At 29.9% G+C, this 22,282-nt stretch carries 20 protein-coding genes and 1 riboswitch; of the genes, 16 read left to right on the forward strand and 4 right to left on the reverse strand.

Features of this window, described 5'->3' with window-relative positions; translation table 11 throughout:
* The first annotated feature begins 278 nt into the window (after positions 1 to 278).
* Complete coding sequence (locus tag DTL3_RS00195; protein WP_045087011.1) at positions 279 to 476, forward strand: cold shock domain-containing protein; 198 nt, start codon at positions 279 to 281, stop codon at positions 474 to 476.
* A 65-nt stretch (positions 477 to 541) separates the two neighbouring features.
* Here the strand turns inward: DTL3_RS00195 and deoC are convergent, their stop codons facing one another.
* Positions 542 to 1,285: a deoxyribose-phosphate aldolase gene (gene deoC, locus DTL3_RS00200; protein WP_045087012.1), complete on the reverse strand. Its 744-nt coding sequence runs from the start codon at positions 1,283 to 1,285 to the stop codon at positions 542 to 544.
* Between the two features lie 492 nt (positions 1,286 to 1,777).
* Here deoC and DTL3_RS00205 point away from each other — a divergent pair, with 492 nt between their 5' ends.
* The 4 genes from DTL3_RS00205 to DTL3_RS00220 all read left to right on the forward strand — a co-directional run bounded on the left by DTL3_RS00205 (position 1,778) and on the right by DTL3_RS00220 (position 6,523).
* Positions 1,778 to 2,404, forward strand: coding sequence for a hypothetical protein (locus DTL3_RS00205; RefSeq protein WP_144403440.1), 627 nt, complete (start codon positions 1,778 to 1,780; stop codon positions 2,402 to 2,404).
* 21 nt (positions 2,405 to 2,425) lie between these two features.
* Positions 2,426 to 4,288: a ribonucleoside triphosphate reductase gene (locus DTL3_RS00210; protein WP_045087013.1), complete on the forward strand. Its 1,863-nt coding sequence runs from the start codon at positions 2,426 to 2,428 to the stop codon at positions 4,286 to 4,288.
* Between the two features lie 269 nt (positions 4,289 to 4,557).
* The gene (locus DTL3_RS00215; protein WP_052670175.1) at positions 4,558 to 5,211 is read left to right on the forward strand and encodes an anaerobic ribonucleoside-triphosphate reductase activating protein; all 654 of its coding nucleotides are present in this window, start codon (positions 4,558 to 4,560) and stop codon (positions 5,209 to 5,211) included.
* Between the two features lie 79 nt (positions 5,212 to 5,290).
* Complete coding sequence (locus DTL3_RS00220; RefSeq protein ID WP_045087014.1) at positions 5,291 to 6,523, forward strand: putative DNA modification/repair radical SAM protein; 1,233 nt, start codon at positions 5,291 to 5,293, stop codon at positions 6,521 to 6,523.
* A 6-nt stretch (positions 6,524 to 6,529) separates the two neighbouring features.
* On the opposite strand, the gene DTL3_RS00225 is transcribed toward DTL3_RS00220, so the two are convergent.
* Positions 6,530 to 7,306: a DUF1175 domain-containing protein gene (locus DTL3_RS00225; RefSeq protein ID WP_052670176.1), complete on the reverse strand. Its 777-nt coding sequence runs from the start codon at positions 7,304 to 7,306 to the stop codon at positions 6,530 to 6,532.
* 108 nt (positions 7,307 to 7,414) lie between these two features.
* Positions 7,415 to 7,523: riboswitch (TPP riboswitch) on the forward strand.
* A 108-nt stretch (positions 7,524 to 7,631) separates the two neighbouring features.
* On the opposite strand from DTL3_RS00225, the gene DTL3_RS00230 reads away from it, so the two are divergent.
* Together DTL3_RS00230 and DTL3_RS00235 are read left to right on the forward strand one after the other, a co-directional pair.
* Positions 7,632 to 8,606 (forward strand): thiamine ABC transporter substrate-binding protein, encoded by a 975-nt coding sequence (locus DTL3_RS00230; protein WP_045087015.1) that lies wholly within the window; start codon positions 7,632 to 7,634, stop codon positions 8,604 to 8,606.
* 2 nt (positions 8,607 to 8,608) lie between these two features.
* A complete protein-coding gene (locus DTL3_RS00235; protein ID WP_045088488.1) occupies positions 8,609 to 10,150 on the forward strand; it encodes an ABC transporter permease in 1,542 nt (513 codons plus the stop codon).
* Between the two features lie 28 nt (positions 10,151 to 10,178).
* On the opposite strand, the gene DTL3_RS00240 is transcribed toward DTL3_RS00235, so the two are convergent.
* A complete protein-coding gene (locus DTL3_RS00240; protein WP_045087016.1) occupies positions 10,179 to 10,886 on the reverse strand; it encodes a hypothetical protein in 708 nt (235 codons plus the stop codon).
* A 482-nt stretch (positions 10,887 to 11,368) separates the two neighbouring features.
* On the opposite strand from DTL3_RS00240, the gene DTL3_RS00245 reads away from it, so the two are divergent.
* From DTL3_RS00245 to DTL3_RS00280, 8 genes are all read left to right on the forward strand, one after another.
* Positions 11,369 to 12,274 (forward strand): hypothetical protein, encoded by a 906-nt coding sequence (locus tag DTL3_RS00245; protein WP_045087017.1) that lies wholly within the window; start codon positions 11,369 to 11,371, stop codon positions 12,272 to 12,274.
* Positions 12,275 to 12,422: 148 nt separating this feature from the next.
* Positions 12,423 to 13,676 (forward strand): DegT/DnrJ/EryC1/StrS family aminotransferase, encoded by a 1,254-nt coding sequence (locus DTL3_RS00250; RefSeq protein WP_045087018.1) that lies wholly within the window; start codon positions 12,423 to 12,425, stop codon positions 13,674 to 13,676.
* On the forward strand, positions 13,660 to 15,513 hold the full coding sequence (locus DTL3_RS00255) for a nucleoside-diphosphate sugar epimerase/dehydratase (protein WP_045087019.1): 1,854 nt from the start codon (positions 13,660 to 13,662) through the stop codon (positions 15,511 to 15,513). Before DTL3_RS00250 ends, DTL3_RS00255 begins: the two co-directional genes overlap by 17 nt.
* 47 nt (positions 15,514 to 15,560) lie before the next feature.
* Entirely contained in the window at positions 15,561 to 16,337 is a 777-nt protein-coding gene (locus tag DTL3_RS00260) for an alpha/beta hydrolase (protein ID WP_045087020.1), read from the forward strand.
* A 139-nt stretch (positions 16,338 to 16,476) separates the two neighbouring features.
* Positions 16,477 to 17,394 carry an L-lactate dehydrogenase gene (locus DTL3_RS00265; protein ID WP_045087021.1) on the forward strand — a complete coding sequence of 306 codons (918 nt, stop codon included), beginning with the start codon at positions 16,477 to 16,479 and terminating at the stop codon, positions 17,392 to 17,394.
* Positions 17,395 to 17,860: 466 nt separating this feature from the next.
* The gene (locus DTL3_RS00270; protein ID WP_045087022.1) at positions 17,861 to 18,610 is read left to right on the forward strand and encodes an ABC transporter ATP-binding protein; all 750 of its coding nucleotides are present in this window, start codon (positions 17,861 to 17,863) and stop codon (positions 18,608 to 18,610) included.
* A 65-nt stretch (positions 18,611 to 18,675) separates the two neighbouring features.
* The gene (locus tag DTL3_RS00275) at positions 18,676 to 19,395 is read left to right on the forward strand and encodes an ABC transporter ATP-binding protein (protein ID WP_045087023.1); all 720 of its coding nucleotides are present in this window, start codon (positions 18,676 to 18,678) and stop codon (positions 19,393 to 19,395) included.
* On the forward strand, positions 19,395 to 20,657 hold the full coding sequence (locus DTL3_RS00280) for an ABC transporter permease (RefSeq protein ID WP_045087024.1): 1,263 nt from the start codon (positions 19,395 to 19,397) through the stop codon (positions 20,655 to 20,657). The genes DTL3_RS00275 and DTL3_RS00280 overlap by 1 nt, the downstream gene beginning before the upstream one ends.
* A gap of 239 nt (positions 20,658 to 20,896) precedes the next feature.
* Here DTL3_RS00280 and DTL3_RS09500 read toward each other — a convergent pair whose 3' ends face one another.
* Positions 20,897 to 21,235, reverse strand: coding sequence for a hypothetical protein (locus tag DTL3_RS09500; protein ID WP_144403441.1), 339 nt, complete (start codon positions 21,233 to 21,235; stop codon positions 20,897 to 20,899).
* A gap of 34 nt (positions 21,236 to 21,269) precedes the next feature.
* On the opposite strand from DTL3_RS09500, the gene DTL3_RS00285 reads away from it, so the two are divergent.
* Positions 21,270 to 22,271 carry a hypothetical protein gene (locus tag DTL3_RS00285; RefSeq protein ID WP_231854014.1) on the forward strand — a complete coding sequence of 334 codons (1,002 nt, stop codon included), beginning with the start codon at positions 21,270 to 21,272 and terminating at the stop codon, positions 22,269 to 22,271.
* Positions 22,272 to 22,282: the final 11 nt, after the last annotated feature.

A 22,282-nucleotide genomic window follows, 5' to 3' on the forward strand; every position in this document is an offset into this window, starting at 1 on the left:
AAAATAATGAGAGAGAATACAATTACTTCCCTCACCAAAAAATATTAATTTGTGAATTCAATCAAATTTATCAATTTTTTATTAAAGGCAAATAACATTAACCTACTATTTGTTTAAGTTTCTGTTCTATATATATTATATCATCTCTTTCAACAAATACACATACTTAGTTAACATAAAATTTACTTGCATTTGAATAATTTCTGTATTATAATTTCTTCAGCAACACAAACCGAAAGTCACAATGGGTGGCTCGGTAGAAATTTGGAGGATACAAAGTGAAAGGTAAAGTTAAGTGGTTTGATTCCAAAAAGGGTTATGGTTTTATCACAGGTGAAGATGGGAATGACGTATTTGTTCATTTCTCCGCTATTCAGATGGATGGATACAAAAAGTTAGAAGAGGACCAAGACGTAGAATTCGAGGTAGTTAAAGGCGATAAAGGTCCACAAGCTTCTAAAGTTAGACCTTTATAATAACGACCATAATCTGAAAAAACCTAAATAAAAGGCAAAAGGGAGCGTTAATACGCTCCCTTTTTTTATTCTTTTACTATGTTAACCCCTGAACTCGTTCCTATTCTGTCTGCACCTGCATTAATCATTTTCATAGCGGTTTCTAAATCTCTTATTCCACCAGAAGCTTTTACTTTTATGTTTGGACCAGCTACAAACTTCATTAAAGCCACATCTTCTGCCTTTGCCCCATCTGTTCCAAACCCTGTAGAGGTTTTCACAAAATCAACATTCGCCAATTTGGAAATAACTACACTTGCTATCTTTTCTTCTTTTGTGAGATAACAAGTTTCAATTATTACTTTCAAAACTTTTCCGGACTTATGAACTATATTAGCAATTGAAGAAATTTCATCATATACATAGTCAAATTCACCAGCTTTTAGTCTCCCTATATTTAAGACCATATCTAATTCGTCTGCACCGTTATTTATCGCATCTTGAACCTCAAATTTTTTTGTATCTATCGTATTTGCACCTAAAGGAAAACCAATTACAGTAGCTACTTTGACCGTAGAACCTTTAACTCTATCTTTTGCCAAAGAAACATAAGTCGGATTAACACAAACGGCACAAAATTCATTTTCTACGGCTTCAATACATAGTTTATCAATTTCTTTAGAAGTCGCATAAGCCTTTAATAACGTGTGGTCTATATACTTTGCAAGTTCTTTTGGAGACAAACATACTTCTTGAGGTTTAAAAACAAAAGACTCTCTGACTTTTTTTATCTCATTTTCTATCAAGTGATTCAATTTTTGTATTTCCATTTCTCTTACTCCTTTTTAGTAAATTTATTAAACGAATAACAAGAAGCTCTTTTAGTCAGCCTGTTAAGCATATAAGAATATTTTTACTAAAATGTAGTACTAATTGTTGTATTTAAATATTATTAATGGTACAATATATAGTATTAGTTTATTTCTATTTTTAATCTTTGTATCCTTATTTTATCAGATATAGTTTAAATTTACAAAAAAATAGGCATAAACATGTCAATTACCCACCGCCCCTAGAGGCGGGGGCTTGAAGAAATACAAGCTCGGTTGATTAGCCTATGTCATTAGTTTTTGCTAATGATTAGTTATAGCAGAATATATAGTCACCGTGGGATGCTCCACAAGTCCCATGCTCTGAGGGTAATGGTTAAACATCTCTGAGGGGTAGGAGAAGTGCTGTTACCATTAAACCTGCTATAACATTGGCGATGTGGACCTACAGGCTTCGGCCTGACTTACCTTGATGGAGGTAAATTGTATGGAATGAAGCCTGTTCAAAAACCATTAAAGGACGCAACATTTATGTCTACTATAAGATGGAAATTGGTCAATGCGCTGATGTGTGACTACACTTACGGTTATATTACAAAATCCAAAAGAGTAAGTCTTGGTTTGGAAAAGACACATTATAACGATGCATTTTGCATAGCAGGTGGAATTAATCAACAGAGAATAGAACCTATCTATTTTGAGCAAATTAGGAGAAACAATCGTTCACTCGAAAAGTTCTATGATGCAAAATATGTTGATATAAGAGATAAGTCTATTAAAACAGGACAAGAGCTTTTCTGTGGTAGAAGGACACGGAACAAAAACTTAAATGAAGAAAATCTTCATAAGTATCGTGGAGCTAAAAAATCAAAAGGCAGAAGAAATATTCGTAAGCAAAGATACGCTTATCAGCCTAAAGATATCGTTATCTTTGAGAGCAAAAAATATTCAGTTCAAGGTGTACAGAACAAAGGTAAATATATTAAGCTAATGGAAATGTCTAAGCCAGTTAAAACAGATTTAGTTAAGCCCTATATGTTTAGGAAAGGATTTAGTATGTTTTATAACTGCAATTCATCACCCACTTACAGAAGTGGGAGTCTTCTTGCAGGAAAATGATAAATTTTTGGAGGGAAAATAATGGATTTGATTTATGATTACATTAACAACAAAGATTGGAAAGTTAGGGAAAACTCAAACATGCAATATTCACTTCAAGGTTTAAACAATCATATTCACCAAGAAATCACTAAACAGTTTTGGCTTGATGAAATATATTCAAAACAAAACAAGAAAATTAGCGAACTTCATAATAATGGATTTATTCACATCCATGACTTAGGAGCATTGTCTACTTATTGTGTGGGTTGGGATTTAGAAGAATTATTAAGAAAAGGATTTCATGGAGTTTCTGGTAAGATTGCCGCAGGTCCTGCAAAACATTTTAGAACTGCACTAGGTCAAGCTGTTAATTTTTTATACACAATGCAAGGAGAAGCTGCAGGAGCAATAGCCTTCTCAAATTTTGATACCCTTTTGGCACCTTTTGTTAGATATGATAATTTAAGTTATCAGCAGGTCAAGCAAGCAATGCAAGAATTCATATTTAATATGAATGTTCCTACGCGTGTAGGCTTTCAATCTCCTTTTAGTAATATCACGCTTGATCTTACTCCCCCTTCTAATTATAAAGATAAAAAGGTAATTATAGGAGGAAAAGAAAAAGATGAAAGATACGCAGAATTTCAAAAAGAGATGAATATGATAAATAGAGCTTTTATCGAAATAATGATTAATGGAGATTATGATGGAAGGCCTTTTTCATTTCCTATTCCCACATATAATATCACTAAAGAGTTTGATTGGAATAGCCAAATTGCAGAAGATATTTTAAGGTTAACCATAAAATATGGATCTCCATATTTTGCAAACTACATAAATTCAGACATGAATCCAGAAGATGCCAGATCGATGTGTTGCAGATTGAAACTTGATAACAAAAAGGTTTTGAAACACATGAAAGATCTTTCTTTCGGTTTTATTAATGAAAACAAAGAAGAAATTGAACTTAAGAGACGTGGGGGACTATTTAATTCAAACCCCTTAACTGGTTCTATAGGAGTAGTAACTATAAATATTCCAAGATTAATGTATTTATCTAAACAAAACATGCAATCCTTTTATGAACTTTTAGAAGAAGTTATGGAAGTCGTTAAAGATAGTTTAGAAATAAAAAGGAAGTATCTGGAAAAATGGACTTCTCAATGTTTGTATCCTTATACAAAGGTATATCTGAACAGTGTGTATGAATTAACTGGTCAATATTGGGCTAATCACTTTTCAACTGTAGGTTTCGTTGGAATGCATGAAGGTCTACTAAATTTTGGAATAGAAAATGGTATTTGCAGTAAAGAAGGTAAAAAGATTACACAAGATATTATGGATTACATGCTTGACAAACTGAATTTATTTACTAAAGAGACTGGCAACCTATATAATTTAGAGGCTTCTCCCGCTGAAGGGGCTACCTATAGACTGGCTAAGATTGATAAAAGTACATTTGGAGATAGTATAAAACAAGCAGGGACTAATGAAAGACCTTATTATACAAATTCTGTTCATCCACCAGTAAATTATTTTGAAGATCCATTTGATTTGTTAGAACACCAAGAAAACCTACAAAACAAATGGAGTGGAGGCACTGTTATACATATATTTGTTGGAGAAAAGATAACAGATACTGAAGTATTAAAAGAATTTATTAAGTTTGCATTTGAACATTATTCCTTACCATATATGAGCATTACACCAACATTTTCAATTTGCCATGAACATGGATATATCGCTGGAGAACATTTCAAATGTCCTGATTGCAGAAAAGATACAGAAGTATATTCGAGAGTAGTAGGATACTATAGACCTATTCAAAACTGGAATGATGGTAAGCAGCAAGAATATAAAGAAAGAATTCAATTTAATCTAAATAAAAATTCATTTTATTAATTTTTAGTAATGAAGGAAATTATGTTGAAAGCATTCTTGAAATTAAAGATATTTTTAAATAAGTTTATGAACTTTAAAAATACCGGTTTTTAAAAAAACTTTTGAATTTATAACGGGTCTAGGGCAGCGCCCTCACCCACCTCAGTACAAGTACCAAATTTTAAAGAAATTAAGAGTTAATAAAGATTAGAAGTTGGTAGATATTTTGTAAAAATAATCAAATCCGAAACATAAATATAATAGTAGGTATATTGCTTATATAAGTGAGGATGATAAAAATTAATTTTGCAGGTATTAGAACGTTCAGCTTTGTTGATTATCCTAAAAAAATCTGTGCTGTTGTTTACACTCCAGGTTGCAATTTTAAATGTCCATGGTGCCATAATTGGAAGATAGCCTACACCAAAAATTATTCATCAATGGAAGAAATTCATGTTTTGAATAAACTAATATATCTAAAGAAAAGAATCTCTGCAGTATGTATTACAGGCGGAGAACCTACAATTCATAGTTATTTACCTAAATTTATTCAAAAACTGAAGCACCTTCGTTATTCAGTAAAACTGGATACTAACGGAACAAACCCAGAAATGGTAAAATGTCTGATTGAGAATAATATGATTGACTATATAGCATTAGACATTAAAGCAAAACCGGAAAATTACTCTAAACTTATTGGAAAAAACGATTATCTTTTTTTCAAAATATCTAGAACCATCGATATTCTCAGAAACTCGACAATTGATTATGAATTCAGAATGACTTTTGTCCCAGGCCTTTCAAATGAAGAAGACATAAACTTTTTTGAAAATTTTTTGAAAGATGAAGAAAAGGGCTATATAACAATTGCCAATTCTACTGAATTATTTCAAGTTAAAAGGCAATATAGCGATTTTAATATCAATAAATTAATCCTCAGATAAAAAATACTAAAGTTTTAAAAAAAGATGATATAATTAAGGTATACAAACAAATATAAGATAGTTTTTAAGGTGATAAAATATGGATATTAAAGAAAAATTAGATATACTCTCATCATCAGCCAAATTTGATGTAGATACCGAACCTTCAATCATTGATACTGTAACTAATTTAGAAAATGACAATATGCCTGGGTCTATATACTATAGCAAGACTTCAAATGGCGAATGCATGCCTTTGTTGAAAGTTCTTTTTTCTAATTCATGTATCTATGATTGTGCCTATTGTATTAACAGACGAAGTAACAATATCCCTAGGGCAACATTTAAAATGGATGAATTGATAAACTTGACTCTGAATTTATACAAAAGAAAGTTAATAAGAGGATTATTCCTAAGTTCTGCAGTTTTTGGTTCTCCAAACACTACAATGAATACACTTTATTTAACTGCTAAGAAACTAAGGGAAGAACATAATTTCCCTGGATATATTCATCTTAAAATCATTCCTGGCGCTGATTTAGAATTAATCAAACAAGCTGGATTTTATGCAGATAGAATGAGCGTCAATTTAGAATTGCCTTCAGAAAAAAGCCTCTCTTATTTAGCCCCTGATAAAAATAAAAGTGCTATTTTATCTCCAATGAATTATGTAGGGAAACATTATCAAGAATGGATGGACCAAAAGAACAAATACAAATATAGCCCGACTTTTATTCCATCAGGACAATCAACTCAACTGGTAATTGGGGCTTCTCCAGAAAGTGATTTTCATATTATCAAACTTGTTGAAAAGCTATATTTAAACTTTCATTTGACTCGTGTATATTATTCGGCTTTTCAAAGGGTAAATCAAGATTATCGTTTACCAAATATTAAAAATCCTCCTGTTACAAGAAAGCTTAGATTATATCAAGCAGATTGGTTAATGAGATATTATGGTTTCTCCTCAAATGAAATATTGAATGAAGAAGAACAATTTTTAGATGACACGTTGGATCCTAAAACCAAATGGGCCTTGAGAAATTATCAAATGTTTCCCGTTGAAATAAACTCTGCACCTTATGAACTTTTAATAAAGGTACCTGGAATAGGTCTTAAATCTGCCAAAAAAATTATTTCTTACAGAAAAAAATATTTTCTTAACTTTGAAAATCTCAAAAACATTGGTGTAGCTTTAAAAAGAGCAAGGTTTTTTATAACTTGCAATGGAAAGTACTATGGAAAAATATACAATAATCCTGATATAGTAAGATCGTTGCTTACTAATAATAAGCAAAAGAATAATTCTCAGTTATCTCTTTTTGAGATTTAAATATTGTTAATAATTCAATATTTTAAATCTATAAACACCCATAAAACTCTTGTTTTCTGGAACGGCCATCCAAGTGGGATCGGCTTTATACAAATTTTTTATTTTCACTACCCTAAATTCCCCACTATTAAATTCATCAACTGGACCTGTATGATAGATTGCATACTCTTCAAAACTAACCGGATCTTCAAAATACACCATAACATGATAAGGAAATTCAGGATCTTCTGGATGAAAAAATACCAAAATATCTCCACTCTGTGCAACTTCAATATTTTTAGATAAAAAATCCATGTTCATTTCAATCAATACTCTCGCAGAGGCATAATTTGAAAAGCTATCCGGATTGATGTTATTTTTATCTATTTTAAAAATATTTGTTCCATAGAAAGGAATATCTGGATAGTTATATTTTTTAACATCTTCTTTAACAATTCCTTTATAACCTGTATTCTTTATCCAATTTTGATCATGCTTTTTTAAAGATTCTTTATAGGCAAATCTGATTAGTCCTGCACAATCCTCATAATTTGAAGGCAAAGTTATATATCCATTAATGATATTAAGAATTATACTGTTAAACCAATAGCTAAATGAATAGCTATCCTGAGCATCTAATTCTAAAAAATCTGGATAGTTATTTCCATCAACATCTTCAATCTTTATCAATTGTTTGGATAATTTTTCAGTATTAACTATTTCTTCTTTTTGCCAAAATAACGAAAATATAATTATACAAATTAAGCTTAAAAAAATGCATGTGAAAATAATAATTTTCCGCACGAGTTATCACCTTTTATATTATACATTAATTTATTAATAGTTGATTAATATACTATATTTTATTTTTCTTTGGCGATGTGATATAATCTTTATGAGAAAATTTAATAGTTCAAGTGCCGGGGGAGCTTTATGGCTGAGAGGATGTGTTAGGTGAAACACATCGACCCCAGAACCTGATCCAGGTAATACTGGCGGAGGAAGGCTTAAGTGGTTATTTTGACTTAATTCAACCAAAAGTAATTTATTCCTGCTTTTCTTTATTACCTGGAGAAAAGCAGGTTTTTTATTTGTTTGTCAATATCTTATTTCAAAGAGGTGATTTTTGGTGAAAAAAGGAACTTTAGTATTTATATTAGTTATGATTGTTTCACTGGTTTTTTCTAATGAATTAGTTGTTTATATTTACGAAAGTTTGAGTTGGATTGAAGAAGGGACTATCCAAAAATTTGAAGAAATTAATAATTGCAAAGTAAGGGTGGTTAAATTAGGTGATTCTGGAAATGTACTTACTAGATTAATTCTTGAAAAGAAAAATCCTCGTGCAGATGTAATTATAGGTCTTGATCAAGCTTTAACATTAAAAGCAAAAGAAGAAAATCTTCTCATACCTTACAAACCTAATAATATAAATAAAATTAAAGATCCATCACTTATTATGGATCAAGATTATTATGTTGTTCCTTTTGATTACGGGGCAATAGCTATAATTTATGACCCTGAAAAAATACAGGACGAACTAATATCTTTTGAAGACATTACGAAATATAAAAATTCATTATTAATAGAAGATCCAAGAACATCTAGTCCAGGACAATCGTTTTTGTTGTGGACAATAGCTGTTTATCAAAATAATTGGAAAAATTTTTGGGAAAAATTGATGCCTGCTATTTTAACAATTACTCCAAGTTGGGATGACGCATTTTCGCTTTTTGAGTTAGGACAAGCCCCTATGATGGTTAGTTATGCTACAGACAATGCATATTCTCAATATTACTATGGGACAAGTAAATATAAAGTCTTTATTCCAATTGAAGGAGCTTTTGTACAAATTGAAGGAGCAGGAATTGTAAACGGGACAAAAAATTTAGAGTTATCTCAAAAATTTATAGAATTCATACTTACAGAAGATTTTCAAAAAGAAGTTCCATTAAATCAATGGATGTTCCCTGTAACGAGTGTAGAATTACCAGAAGTTTATCAATATGCAATAATTCCAGAAAAAATTCTTACTATCCCTGCAGAAGAAATCTCACGAAATCTAGATAAATGGCTCGAAGAATGGGAGGATTTGATTTTTTGACCATGAAAAAACAATTTAAAAATAATCTATTCGCAATATTTTTTTTATTTTTACTTCTTTTCCCTTTTTTTATGTTATTTAAAGATTTCTTTCAACCTAAAGACCTTATCAACATAAAGGATCCGCAAACTTTGCGGATCCTAGGTTTTACTTGTTATCAATCTTTTTTATCCACAGTCATTTCCTTTTTTATAACACTTTTACCTAGTTACTTTTCTGCCAAAAACAAAGGAGTATTATCCAAACTACTTGAAAATTCGATCTTTATTCCTTTCTTTTTTCCACCTGTTTCGGCAGTGATTGCTTTTTCATTGCTGTTTTCCTCAACAGGACTATTAGCTAAGAGTGGTATAAAGATTAATATAATGTATTCATTCACTGCAATTATAATAGCTCATGTTTTTTATAACTCTCCAATTTTTGTTAAGTACCTCTCTGAAGGATTAAGAAGAATACCACAAAGTTTAAAAGAGTCTGCTTATGTTGAAGGTGCAGGAAAAGTTAAGACTTTCTTTTATATAGAACTTCCATTAATCCTTCCATCTATTTCACGGGCATTTTTTTTGGTGTTTACATATAGTTTTACTAGTTTTGCAATAGTCTTAAATCTCGGTGGAATTAAATATTCAACACTGGAAGTCGCAATTGCAACTACTCTTAAAGGTACATTGAATTTTTCCAAAGCGTTATCATATGCCCTTATTCAATTTATAGTTCTTACATTAATAAATATATTTATGTCAAAGTTTGAACCTCAATCTTTTGAGTATAATGAACCAGAATATAGCGCAAATAAAAAAACTGGAAAATTGAGCCTTGTAATCTCTATTTTTTATCTTGTTTTTGAGTATTCTTTAGTTATAATAGGTATTGCTTCTTGCTTTTTTAATTTTATAACTTTAAAATTCGATCTGAGTGGTTTTATTAACCTTTTTTCAAAAGAACTAAACAATAGATTCCCTGTAATTCAGTCAATTTTTAATTCTATTTCTGTTTCAGCTATTACAGGAATTCTCGCAACAATTGCTGCATACTTGTTGTTAAAAAAATATAATAAAATCATTAATATCGCTATTATGTCAACTTTTGGGATTTCTTCGGCATTTTTAGGAATGGCTTTATTGTATTTAAACATTTTATATAATATTCCATTTTTTATTTTGATTATATTGGGCTTTTTTTTAATAAGTGTACCTTTAGCGTACTCTTTTCTATATCAACCAATTTTAAGTTTTGATAAAAAAATAATAGAAGCCGCTAAAGTAGATGGTGCAAATAAGCTTGTTATTTTTTCAAAGATTGAACTCCCCTTACTATTTTCTTCATTCTTAAGTTCATTTCTACAAATCTTTGCAATAATATATGGGGAATTTACAATTAGCTATACAATGCAAATTAGAGATTATTTCCCTCTTTCAAGTATAGTGAATTATTCTCTTTCTTCTTCAAGATTTTATAGAGAAGCTACTGCCCTTAGCGGACTTAACGTGATAATAATTTTTATTACCTTTTATTTAAGCTCATTAATAAGAAAAAAAGAGTAACAGTATGTCTAGTTTGAACAATCAGATTCTATTCAACTATCGCAATGGCGAATTCACTAATTAAGTAAGCTTTCATCATATAATATTTATCTGCTTCTTCTTTCGTTAGTACATTGTCAAAAAAATCATCTTGAGAGACGTCAAAAATATTTTTTAGTTTAACTACCATATTAAATTCTCTTATTTCCTCAATCTCCAAATATTTAGCAAGGTCCGTATATTTTAAATAAGCTTCGATAACTGTTTTAATATATGAATTTAGACTTTCTTTAAGTGGCAAAAACTTAAAAAAGTTATTCCTTAATAAATTAGCTAATTTCATTGCACCCACTTTTTTTATTGAAAGTAATTCATAAATATTGTTGTATTTCAAATTAACATACATTCCTAGAAATTTACCCCTTAAACTACCCTTTATCTCATTTTCAGTATCTTTTAAAAGATCACTACTCACTGTTAAAGCAAATGGGAACATTGTTATAGTCTCTAAAAAATTATCTAAATTAACCTCCAAATCATCGATGTTATAATCGAGTTGAGACTCAACTTCTGGCTTAACTGTTATTTCTGCCTTTTTGAACTTAAAAGAAGCCAACCTCAATACATTAACTAATTCTTCTGCTTCAGAAGAATTTGCTTCTTTTAAAAAATCTAAATTAAAATTTTGCAGTTCAGGATACTGCTCATACATTTTATTTAAAAAGTCTTTAAATTCTTTATCACCAAAATCTTCCATAAACATTCCTCCATTAATATCTCAAAGAAGAAATATGATTTAATATCTAAGGTTGCTACATTCAAATATATTATAACACATTGAGATTTCGAATATTAATAAGTTAATTCTTACAAATTTAATTAAAAATAATCGATACTAGAAATAGTTTAGCATTATTGCAAAAATAAACATTATCTTAGAGTTTTGTAGTATAATAAAAAGGAGATTTGCTTTTTAAAATTACATATGTTAGTAAAATTATATTAGAACTGGACTATAGAAATGACGACTTTCTACAAATGAAATTTTGAATTTAAAAGGGTAATATGGTGAAACCCTCACCCCTTCCTTGCTACGAGTACTAAAAAAAGAAATTAAGTATTAGCAAAGATTATAATGGGAAGGTATTCAGTGGTTTGTTTGTTGAATATAGTATCTTTTGAGATAGTAAAGTTGATTGCTACTGTATATAAAAAAACACAAAATCGAGGAGGAAAAAAATGATAATAATCAGACCCCTTTTGCTTTTTTTAGGATTTATTTTTCAATACATTCCGTTTTTGCAATTTTTTGGAGTAGCTATTTTATTTTTTACATATTTTGCTTTAATAAGAAATAGAAATACTCACATCAAAATAATGAAACAAGTATATGAAGCTAATAACTGGCAATTCCCTGATATAAAAGAAGAAGTAGCAAATTTTTGGTTTGCAATGTACATTATATCAATTATCGTTATGTCACTTTTCTATTCATTTTTAGCTAAAAAATTAATTAATATACCTTTTGAAGAATGGCAAAGCATTTCCATCCCTAACTGGTATTTTTACGTTTTCTTTGGTTTCTTTATTTTAAGTTGGGTATCTTATGCCACAATGATAAACAGAATCGTTAAGGACCAATGGCAACTTCAAGAATCTGAAATCTCTCATAATATTGTTAAAAATCGTTTTATTAAATTAAGAAATGGAAATACTGCAATGCTTCTTAGAATTATAACCTTGGATATATATGAATGGCTTTTGCTCTTTTTTCTGATCAGAGAAACCACTATGCATTATATAGAAGACGGTACAGCAACAGGTAAATTTGCTATCCCTGTTTCATCAGGAGATTTAAAAAAAACTGATATCGAGCCAATCCAAGATATAAAAGTTAAAGAGAAAACCTTAGAACCTGCTAAAACTAAAGCCTTAAAAGAGCGAAAAGAAGAAAATCTCGATGAAATATACAACGAACTAATTAAAAAAATTAAAGGAATGGATGATAAAGAAAAATATAGCACTATTTTTGCAGATGTGACTATTATTAAAAACAAAGAAATATCAAAACAAATACTTAATAAACTACTTGAAGAAGGATATATCACTAAAGAAGAATTTAATAAATTAATGGAATTTATTTAAATATTTTTTCTGTGATTTTATTGTATAAGGGTTACAAAGCGAAGCAAGATTATGTAAGTTGAACTATTTTAAAAGTTGGAATGATAAATTTCAAATTTTAGAATTTTTGAAGACAGTGTATAAATTCAATTGAAGGAGGCTTTTTTACTTGTTTGTTCCTCTATCTGGAACTGATATAACAGATCTAGAAATTAATTGTGTCTTAGACGTTTTAAATTCTGGCAGATTAGCTTTAGGACCTTACCTGGATAAATTTGAGACAATTGTAAAGGATTATGTTAATAGTACTTATTCGGTTGCAGTGAATAGTGGAACTTCTGCGCTACATTTAATTTTGAGATCTTTAGGCTTTAAGAGCGGAGATAAAATGATTGTAACCCCGTTTACTTTTATTTCTTCTGCTAACGTCTCACTTTTTGAAAATGGTAAACCCGTTTTTATAGATATTGATCATAAAACTTATAATATGTCTACAGCAAACCTAAAACATTTTGTTGAAGTAGAATACCAAGGGGATGTTTCTTATTTCATGGGAGTCGATATATTCGGAATTCCTCTTGAGTGGGATAATATTTATGAAATATTACCGAATGAAATTAAAATAATTGAAGACTCTTGCGAAGCTCTTGGTGGAGAATATAAAAATCAGAAATTAGGGACCTTCGGAGATGCTGGGGCATTTGCTTTTTACCCTAATAAACAAATAACAACCGGTGAAGGAGGCATTATTGTCACAGATCATGAAGAAATATATGATTTATGTAAATCAATGTCAAACCAAGGAAGAGGGAAAAATGGTGAATGGTTAATAAGCGAACGTTTAGGATACAATTATAGAATGGATGAGATGTCCGCTGCTTTAGGTTATGCTCAAATGAAAAGAATTAACGAAATAAGTAAAAAAAGAAAACAGAAAGCTGATAACTATTTTGAGTTGTTTAAAAACGACGGTAGGGTAGTACTTCCTTATATCCCTCAAGAAGTTACTCAAGAAAGTTGGTTCGTATTTGTTTTAAGATTAAACTTAGAATGGCTTTCACAATTTTTGAATATCCCGAAATGGGTTCAAGACTTCGATATCCCTATAAGAATTGAAGGAGAAAAAAATCAAAAAGAATGGCACAATTTGATAAAGCAATTACGTGCTATTTTAAATAATTTACTTAAAAAATTAAATAATAAAGGAGTCCAATCAAAGAATTATTTTTATCCTTTACATCTTCAACCATTTTATAAAAAGTTATTTGGATATGATGAGGGTGATTTCCCAATAACAGAATTAGTGTCTTCACTAACCGTTGCTATACCTTTCTTTAGCAACATTACATTTGAACAACAAACTTATGTTCATAAAATTATTTCAGATAGTTTAGAGGAGATTAAGGATGAAGCATCTATCTAAAAGATCTTTCAAACTAATTATCATTGATTATCTTTTATTTTTTGTTTCATACATAATAGCAATGTTCATACGTTTTCAATTTGATTTTTCTGAAATGATAAAATATTTATCTCCTGTAATACTCTTTCCATTAATTATGGTAGGAGCATTTTATTTTGGAGGAATTTATCAATATATTTGGCGATTTGCTACATTAAATGAATTAAAACCTATTTTTAAGAGCACACTTATAGGCTTTCTCATAAACATATTTCTTTTTGAAGCTTTAAGAAGATATGTAACAAGTTTTTTTATACTACCTTTTAGTGTAGCTGCAACAGCTTCGTTAGTTGGAGTAGTTCTAGTTTCAATAAGTCGTATTTACTGGTTTTCAAAATACTCTAAAAAAGATAAAAAACAAACATATGGAACTAAAAGAATTATAATAATAGGTGCTGGAGATGCTGGTACAGAACTATTAGACGAATTTGAAAGACATCCAGAAGAAGGCAAAGTCGTTGGCTTTTTAGATGATGATCCTGAAAAAATAGGAAGAATTATTAGAGGATATCCGGTTTTGGGAACAACATCCGAAGTCATGAGATTTGTTGAAAAACTTAATGTAAACGAGGTAATAATTGCTATTCCCAGTGCAACCTCTTCACAAATTAAAAGAATTATAAACTATATAGACACAACAAAAGTTAGATTAAAAACCCTACCCGGAATATTAGAAATACTAGATAATAAACTTTCTTTAGGATTTTTAAGAGATGTTGATATCTCAGACCTTTTAGGTAGAAAAGAAATAAAGGTAAATCTCAAAGAAATCAAAAATTATATTAAAGATAAAAACATACTTGTAACTGGTGCTGGAGGAAGTATTGGCTCAGAGATATGTAGACAGGTCCTTCCTATGAATCCTAAAACACTTTTTTTACTTGGAAAAGGAGAAAACAGTATTTTTGATATAAAAAATGAATTACAAGAAAAGTTCCCAGATTCGAATATTGAAGAAATTATTGCAGATGTCTCAGATGAAAACAGAATTAGACATCTCTTTTCTAAATACAAATTTGATGTGGTATTTCATGCTGCTGCACATAAGCATGTACCTTTAATGCAAAAAAATCCTACAGAAGCATTAAAAGTTAACTCCTTAGGAACATATTATGTTGCTAAAGTTGCAAGAGAATATGGAGTTGAAAGATTCGTTTTTATATCTACAGACAAAGCCATAAAACCTACTTCAATAATGGGGGCATCTAAAAGACTTGCTGAAAAAATCATAAAATCTATTTCAAACTCTTCTAAAACTAATTATGGTATAGTTAGATTTGGAAATGTTCTTGGAAGTAGAGGAAGTGTGATTCCTATATTTAAGGAACAAATAAAAAAAGGTGGACCTGTTACTGTCACACATCCAAAAATGAAACGTTACTTTATGACTATCCCTGAGGCTGTATCTTTAGTACTTCAATGTGGGCAGTTTGCACAAAACGCAGAGATTTATGTTTTAGACATGGGAGAACCAATAAATATAGATCATCTAGCAAGAGACCTGATAAAACTATCTGGTTATATCCCCGATCAAGATATTAAGATAGTGTATACAGGTGTTAGACCAGGAGAAAAACTTTATGAAGAACTATTTTCAAAAGACGAGGATTTTGAAAAAACAAAAAATGAACGAATTTTTATTGCAAAATCCAATAATGACATTTTACTTGAAGAAGATTTAGAAGCACTAATAAAACAAATTAACAAAATAATTATCGAATATGATTATAATGAAATGAAAAATCTATTTAAACAATACATTCCCGATTCCAATGTTATTTTTTCGGAAATTATATAAAGGCAGAACTTTTTAATATAATATATTTTAAAAGAGGGGGATGACAATTGTATTTTTTTGATAAAATACCAGAAAATACGTATGTTTCACCTATCTCAAAAGAACTATATATTAAAGGCGATCGAAATGAAGCTGTTTTATTATTGCATGGTTATACTGGCTCTCCACATGATATGTATTATTTGGGGAAGGAGCTTAATAAAGGTGGATTTACCGTATACATTCCTCGACTTCCAGGACACGGAACTAATTCACAAGATTTTTTAAATTCTAATTGGCATGATTGGCTAAGAAAATCATTAGAGTCCTACTTAAATTTAAAATCTTACTATGAAAAAGTGTATGTTATAGGATTATCAATGGGTGGAGTTTTGACAGCCCTTATTGCAGAAAAATTTGAACCTGAAAAGATTGTTTTAGCTGCACCTGCTTTTATTGCTACCGATTGGAGAATCAAATTGACACCTTTCTTTAAATATTTCATTAAGAAAGTCCCAAAAAATAATCCTCCTGTTTTTGAGGATGAAAGATTAAATTATCTTGCTCAGCAGTATTGGAATTATGATTGGCCTTCAAAGGCTGCAGAACTTTATAAACTTCAAAAAATGGCTACAAAAAATCTTTCAAAGATTACTTCTGATACCTTTATAATACTTTCAAAAAAGGATGACGCAGTACCTTTTTACGTCAAAGATCTCATTGAAAATAATATAAAATCGAAGAAAACTTTCTTAATTCTCGAAAATAGTGGTCATGTTGTTGTTAACGATAGTGAAAGAGAAAAAGTTGCACAAGAAACATTAAAATGGTTAAAAATCGAATAATAATAATATTTAATTTAATGACAGTATCCTTTTAACCTGTTTTTTTTATAATATATATGATTGTTTTTGTCGGATTTATTCTCTTTAGGTTCACACTTTATCGTATTATATGTGTCTAATTATGATAGGAGGAAATCATATGAAAATTAGTATAATCGGAATAGGAAGAGTAGGTTCAAGCACCGCATTTGCTATTGTTAATAAGGCATTGGTTGAAGAATTAGTACTAATTGATATGAATAAAAATCTAGCTGAAGGGGAGGCTTTAGATCTTCTACACGCCTCAAGCTTTCATAAACGTACTGTAATAAGAGCTGGAGACTATGAAGATATAACAGGCAGTAACATAATAATAATAACTGCTGGTGCGGCTCAAAAACCAGGTGAAACAAGACTAGATTTAGTTTTAAAGAATGCTAAAATAATCCAAGAAATATCTCAAAATATTAAAAAATATGCTCCAAATAGTATCGTTATAAATATTACTAACCCTGTTGATGTTATGAGTTATGTTGCTTGGAAAACAACGGGCTTTGAATCTAACAGAGTAATTGGAACTGGTACTATATTAGATACAGCAAGACTTAGAGCATTGATTGGTTACAATTGTGGAATTTCACCTATGAGTATCCATGCCTACATAATAGGTGAACACGGTGATTCTGAATTAGCAGTATGGAGTTCTGCTATGATTGGAGGAGTTCCTATAACAAATTTCTGTGAAGATTGTCCTTTTGAACAAAAATGTAATTTGCAGTTAGAAGAAATTTTTGAAGAGGTTAAAAATTCAGCCTATAAGATAATAGAAAAAAAGGGAGCGACCAATTATGGTATAGCTTCTGCTACCGCTGCACTTGCAGAAGCTATAATAAAAAATGAAGGAAGAGTATTCACTCCATCAGTATTAGTAGACAATGTATATATTGGATATCCAGCTATAATTAATAAAGATGGAATAGAAAGAATTGTTAATATTTCGTTGAACGAAGAAGAAAACGAAAAATTTGAGGTATCAAAGAATATAATCAAAGAATATATAGAAAAAATTAATATCTAAATGCTCTTTAACGCATTTTGTTGAAATAATTTAAAATACTTAACCAGGTAAAATAATGTCTATAATTGTATTAGAACGAATAGGTTAATTTTTGGTTAACTTAATATATAGTTTAAATTAATTAATCATTTTTAGTATTATTACGTAGTATAATAGACCGAAATTATTTTAGTGAAACAATTAACTTTTAAGGAGAATAACTCTGAAAAATCAAAAAGTTCTTTTATTAATATTATTAACTGTCATTTTCATTGCATCTTTTATGTTAACAGGATGCGACAAAAGTAGTATTAGTATAGGTATGATAGGAAATAAGATGCCATATCGGATCTCTTATCATTTTCACTTGTTCTCTGGACAAAAAAACGGAACGGTTAAGGTTAAGAATGAACAAATAATAAATATTGAATATAAGGAAGTTTTAACGTTTCTTGGAAAGTCAAATAATTCTTAAGGGGGCTTTTAATTGATAAAAGCAATTAATCTTACAAAAAGATTTAAAGATTTTACTGCCGTCGATTCAATCAATTTGCTAATAAAACCTGGTGAGATATATGGATTCCTTGGACCAAACGGTGCAGGAAAAACTACTACTATTCGTATGCTAACAGGAACTTTAAAACCTACATCTGGTGAAGTTTTAATAATGGAAAAAAGCTATAAAGATTATGAGTTAGAAATAAAAAGAAACATAGGTGTCGTTCCTGATGAACCTAAGATGTATGAGAACCTTAAGGGTAGTGAATTCATTGAATTTATTATAAACGTATATAAACTAGATCCCAAAGAAGCTTACAATAGATTTGAAGAAATTTGTGAAGCTTTCAACATAGACTATATCAACAATTTTATCGGAGACTACTCACACGGTATGAAACAGAAATTAATGGTTGCATCTGTTTTGATGAGGAAACCAAAAGTAATATTTTTAGATGAACCAACTGTAGGTTTAGACGCAAAGGCTACAAAAATACTTAAAGAAATTCTTCATAAATACAAAGAAGAAGGTTGTTGCATATTTTTAACCACTCATATTCTAGAGATTGCAGAAAAAATGTGTGACAGAATAGGAATAATTGATCATGGTAGAATAATCGCAGAAGGAACTCTTGAAGAACTTCGAACCCTTTCAAAAACTGGAAGTACAAGTTTGGAGGATATATTCTTAGAACTAACCGGTGGGGAAGAAATAATGGATATCATCAAAGATTTATAAACAATAATAATTTAGTTTTTCTTAGATTACATCCATAAAAAGGAAAATAAATAAGGGGGAAACTAATGATAGCTTTAGAAGTGTCTAATTTGGTAAAAAAATACGGGGATTTTGAGGCAATAAAAAATATCTCTTTTGAAGTGCGTCAAGGTGAAATTTTTGGATTGATAGGCCCCAATGGTGCAGGAAAAACTACAACATTAAGAACAATCTCAACTTTAATTCAAATCACCTCGGGATATATAAAAGTTTATGGTTATGACGTAAAAAAAGAAGGATCTCATGTAAGAAAAATTATTAGTTATTTACCGGAGGATGCAGGTGCCTATAGAAATTTAACTGGAAAAGAATATTTGGAGTTTGTTGCTAAATTTTTCACCAAAGACAAAAATAGTTTAAAAAAGATGACAGATAAAGGTATTGAAATTGCAAATCTTAATGAAAGAATAAATGCAAAAATTGATACCTATAGCAAAGGAATGATGAGAAAACTATTAATCGCTAGAGCTATGATGACAGAACCTAAATTAGCAATTTTAGATGAACCTTCTTCAGGGTTAGATGTTATTAATGCACGTGAAGTCAGAAAAATAATTAAAGAAAGCGTTAATAACGGAAAAGCTGTTTTACTATCTTCGCACAATATGTTAGAAGTAGAATATATGTGTGACAGAATTGCTCTAATAAACTCAGGAAAAATCGTTGAAGTTGGAACTCCAAAAGAATTAAAAGAAAAATACCAAGCCCCAAATATTGAAGATGTGTTTATCGAGGTGATTAAATAATGTTTTTTAACATGTTTAAGAAAGAATTAAAAGAAGTTTTGACGATCGGTTCAATTATTTCAATAGCTGCTATGTCATTCGTTTTTGCTATGATCGGTCAAAGTGTTGGAAATATAGAAGAAAAGCTTGAAGTTAAACCGGCTATTGGCTTAATTAATAATGACAATGGTATATTTGGTATAATCTCAACACAAATTTTACAGGAAACTTCTGATATTATTTACAATGGTTCTGACAAAAGTGCTGGTTTACAAGAGGTAATTGCTGAAAAGGGAATTGCCTTGATTGAAATTCCTTCTGATTTCTCTGACTCCATTTATAACAACGAACAGGGTAAACTCAACATCAATTGGGTTGTTCAAGGAGTTGGTCCTTTTGATGGTATTTCGTCAGATGTATTAGACTATGTTTTAAATGCTGTTGAAAAAGAAATATCTAAGATCATAATTACACAAGAACTAGATTTAGATCCTAATTTAATCTTAAATCCTTTAACAACATCCCAAACTACGTTCTTGAAAGAAAAAGAATTTAGAGGACTATCTCCTAATGAACTCATCAATACTTTTAGCACACAGTCTTATCTCATACCAACACTAATTATGATGATTATTATGATGTCAGGATCATCTATTATTTCTTCAATGGGATTAGAAAAAGAAAACAAAACCTTAGAAACTTTGTTAACTCTACCCGTAAAGAGAAATTATATAATCTTAAGTAAAATAATTGCAAGTACAATAAGTGGACTAATTCTTGCAGCTATTTACATGGTTGGAATGACTTATTACATGAAGTCTTTTTCTTTTTCCGGTGTGGTAGATTTACAAGCATATAATTTAACCCTTAATATCTATGATTACACACTTATGGGACTCTCTGTTTTCATGTCACTTTTAGCAGGATTATCACTATGTTTGGCGTTAGGTTCTTTTGCCAAAGATTACAAGAGTGCCCAATCTTTGCTCTTTCCAGTAACTGTATTGGCAGTCTTTTCTATGCTTATGACAATGTTTATGGATTTTTCAACGATGCCTACTTTTATCAAAATTTTCATTTTTATTATTCCTTTCTCGCATCCGATGATGGCTATGAAATCTTTGATGTTAAAAGAATACGCTCTTGTCATATCTGGTATTATTTATTCTAGTATCTTTGCTGCAATAATGATAATAATTACAATATTAATATTTAACAGCGATAGATTACTGGTTGGCAAACTTCAGAAAAACAAAAAAAGCGCTAAAAATCTTGTTTCATAATAGGGGGTATAACTAAAAATGAAAGATTTAATTTTGCTTTTGAAATTATCATATAAAAATAAAGCCCGACCTACAAAAAATCGAAAAGGCCAAATTGTTAGACCAAGTGTAATTTCAATATTGATAGGATATTTACTCGTACCATTGATTTTTATTGCTGCTTTTGTACCAACATTGATTTACACATTAAAAAGTGTGAACCTTAACATTCCTTTATCTCAACTTGGAATGGCCTATAATTATACATTGCTTGATCTTTTATTAGCGCCAGCTTTTCTAATGTCTTCGGCGCTTTTCATACTACAATTCTCTCCGCTAATTATTACGTCTTTGTATGACAATGATATGAATCCCTTGCTTTTATCTATGCCAATAAGAAGATCAACTATCTTTTTTTCTGCAGCAATAGACAGCTTGATTATGTCAGGAATGGCAGGTTCAGCAGTTTTTTCAATAATTATCTTATATCTTGTCATACAAGGTTCAAATTTGTTTTTCGCTATCTTGTCAGCAATTGGTTTTTTATTATTTTTGTTATCCATTTCATTGTTAATAGGATTAGTCATGTCATTTTTCATTGGGAAAACCTCTGCAAAACGTTTAGGTCAATTGATGTATTTCGTTGCAATAATTCTTATTGTGCTAGTTCCGCAAATCTTACCACAAAAAATGGGCTCCAATCCGGAAGATATTTTAGAAATGTTTGGCAACAGTGTCAAAATTTTTATGTCTCCTATCTGGCCTCACACTCAATTCATGTTGGCCTCAGATGGAAATATTTATTCATTGATTTTCATTTATGTAATTTCAGCTGTAATCTTTTATCTTATATATAGATACTCAACTAATTTAGATTTTTCAACTGCACGAAAGAAATCTAAAGTTAATAAAGTAGAAAAATTTAAAGGAAGTCGACAACCCTTACTCAAAAAAGAAATAAAATTGCTATTTAGAAATTCTCAGTTAATATTTATGATACTTTATCCATTGATATTTCCGATCATTTTTTCTTTTTCAGGCATTAATAAACTGACTTACATTGCAATGTTGTTCATGCTTATTGCAGCAAACTATACAGCTTTGATTACATCTATGATGCTCGCAGAAGAAATAAAAATATGGCCAGTTCCTAAATTATTTCCTTACTCCACAAAAACCATGGTTAACTCGAAAGTTTTGCTTTCTTCCAGCCTTTTTGTCATAGAATTTTTGGCTATCTCTCTCGTTTATTTTTTCGTTTTTGAAACTAACTTTTTTGAATTGTTCCTTATTATTCCAACATTGATTTTACTTTATTATTCGTCACTAATCGGTGCTAGATTTTTTCTTTCAGATCCAAACAGAGATGTATCTCAAAGTAACAAAGTATTTAAAGGTAAAGAAATTTTAATAATTGAAAGTATAACCATGGGGTATGCAATAGCTATTTTTGGTTTACTTCTTTTATACGACGTTATATTAACAGAAGGTCTAATGTGGATTTTCGAAAAAATGGGAATGTTTTTATCCTCTGTGATTATTTTAGGAACCGTTTTAACATTGATGTTGATCATTATCTTTTCGATTAGAAAAGAACTTAAAAAAATTGATAGGTACATAGAACAAATGGAATAAAATAAAGCTCC

Origin of the sequence: Defluviitoga tunisiensis, from assembly GCF_000953715.1 — a bacterium.
GTDB classification, from domain to species: Bacteria; Thermotogota; Thermotogae; order Petrotogales; family Petrotogaceae; genus Defluviitoga; species Defluviitoga tunisiensis.

What these genes read in the sequence shown, in the direction of transcription:
- deoC (WP_045087012.1), bottom strand. Translation starts at nt 1,285, where the DNA reads ATGGAAATACAAAAATTGAATCACTTGATAGAAAATGAGATAAAAAAA.
- DTL3_RS00205 (WP_144403440.1), top strand. Translation starts at nt 1,778, where the DNA reads ATGAAGCCTGTTCAAAAACCATTAAAGGACGCAACATTTATGTCTACT.
- DTL3_RS00210 (WP_045087013.1), top strand. Translation starts at nt 2,426, where the DNA reads ATGGATTTGATTTATGATTACATTAACAACAAAGATTGGAAAGTTAGG.
- DTL3_RS00215 (WP_052670175.1), top strand. Translation starts at nt 4,558, where the DNA reads ATGATAAAAATTAATTTTGCAGGTATTAGAACGTTCAGCTTTGTTGAT.
- DTL3_RS00220 (WP_045087014.1), top strand. Translation starts at nt 5,291, where the DNA reads ATGGATATTAAAGAAAAATTAGATATACTCTCATCATCAGCCAAATTT.
- DTL3_RS00235 (WP_045088488.1), top strand. Translation starts at nt 8,609, where the DNA reads ATGAAAAAACAATTTAAAAATAATCTATTCGCAATATTTTTTTTATTT.
- DTL3_RS00240 (WP_045087016.1), bottom strand. Translation starts at nt 10,886, where the DNA reads ATGGAAGATTTTGGTGATAAAGAATTTAAAGACTTTTTAAATAAAATG.
- DTL3_RS00245 (WP_045087017.1), top strand. Translation starts at nt 11,369, where the DNA reads ATGATAATAATCAGACCCCTTTTGCTTTTTTTAGGATTTATTTTTCAA.
- DTL3_RS00255 (WP_045087019.1), top strand. Translation starts at nt 13,660, where the DNA reads ATGAAGCATCTATCTAAAAGATCTTTCAAACTAATTATCATTGATTAT.
- DTL3_RS00265 (WP_045087021.1), top strand. Translation starts at nt 16,477, where the DNA reads ATGAAAATTAGTATAATCGGAATAGGAAGAGTAGGTTCAAGCACCGCA.
- DTL3_RS00275 (WP_045087023.1), top strand. Translation starts at nt 18,676, where the DNA reads ATGATAGCTTTAGAAGTGTCTAATTTGGTAAAAAAATACGGGGATTTT.
- DTL3_RS00280 (WP_045087024.1), top strand. Translation starts at nt 19,395, where the DNA reads ATGTTTTTTAACATGTTTAAGAAAGAATTAAAAGAAGTTTTGACGATC.
- DTL3_RS09500 (WP_144403441.1), bottom strand. Translation starts at nt 21,235, where the DNA reads ATGAAAAATGACATGACTAATCCTATTAACAATGAAATGGATAACAAA.
- DTL3_RS00285 (WP_231854014.1), top strand. Translation starts at nt 21,270, where the DNA reads ATGTATTTCGTTGCAATAATTCTTATTGTGCTAGTTCCGCAAATCTTA.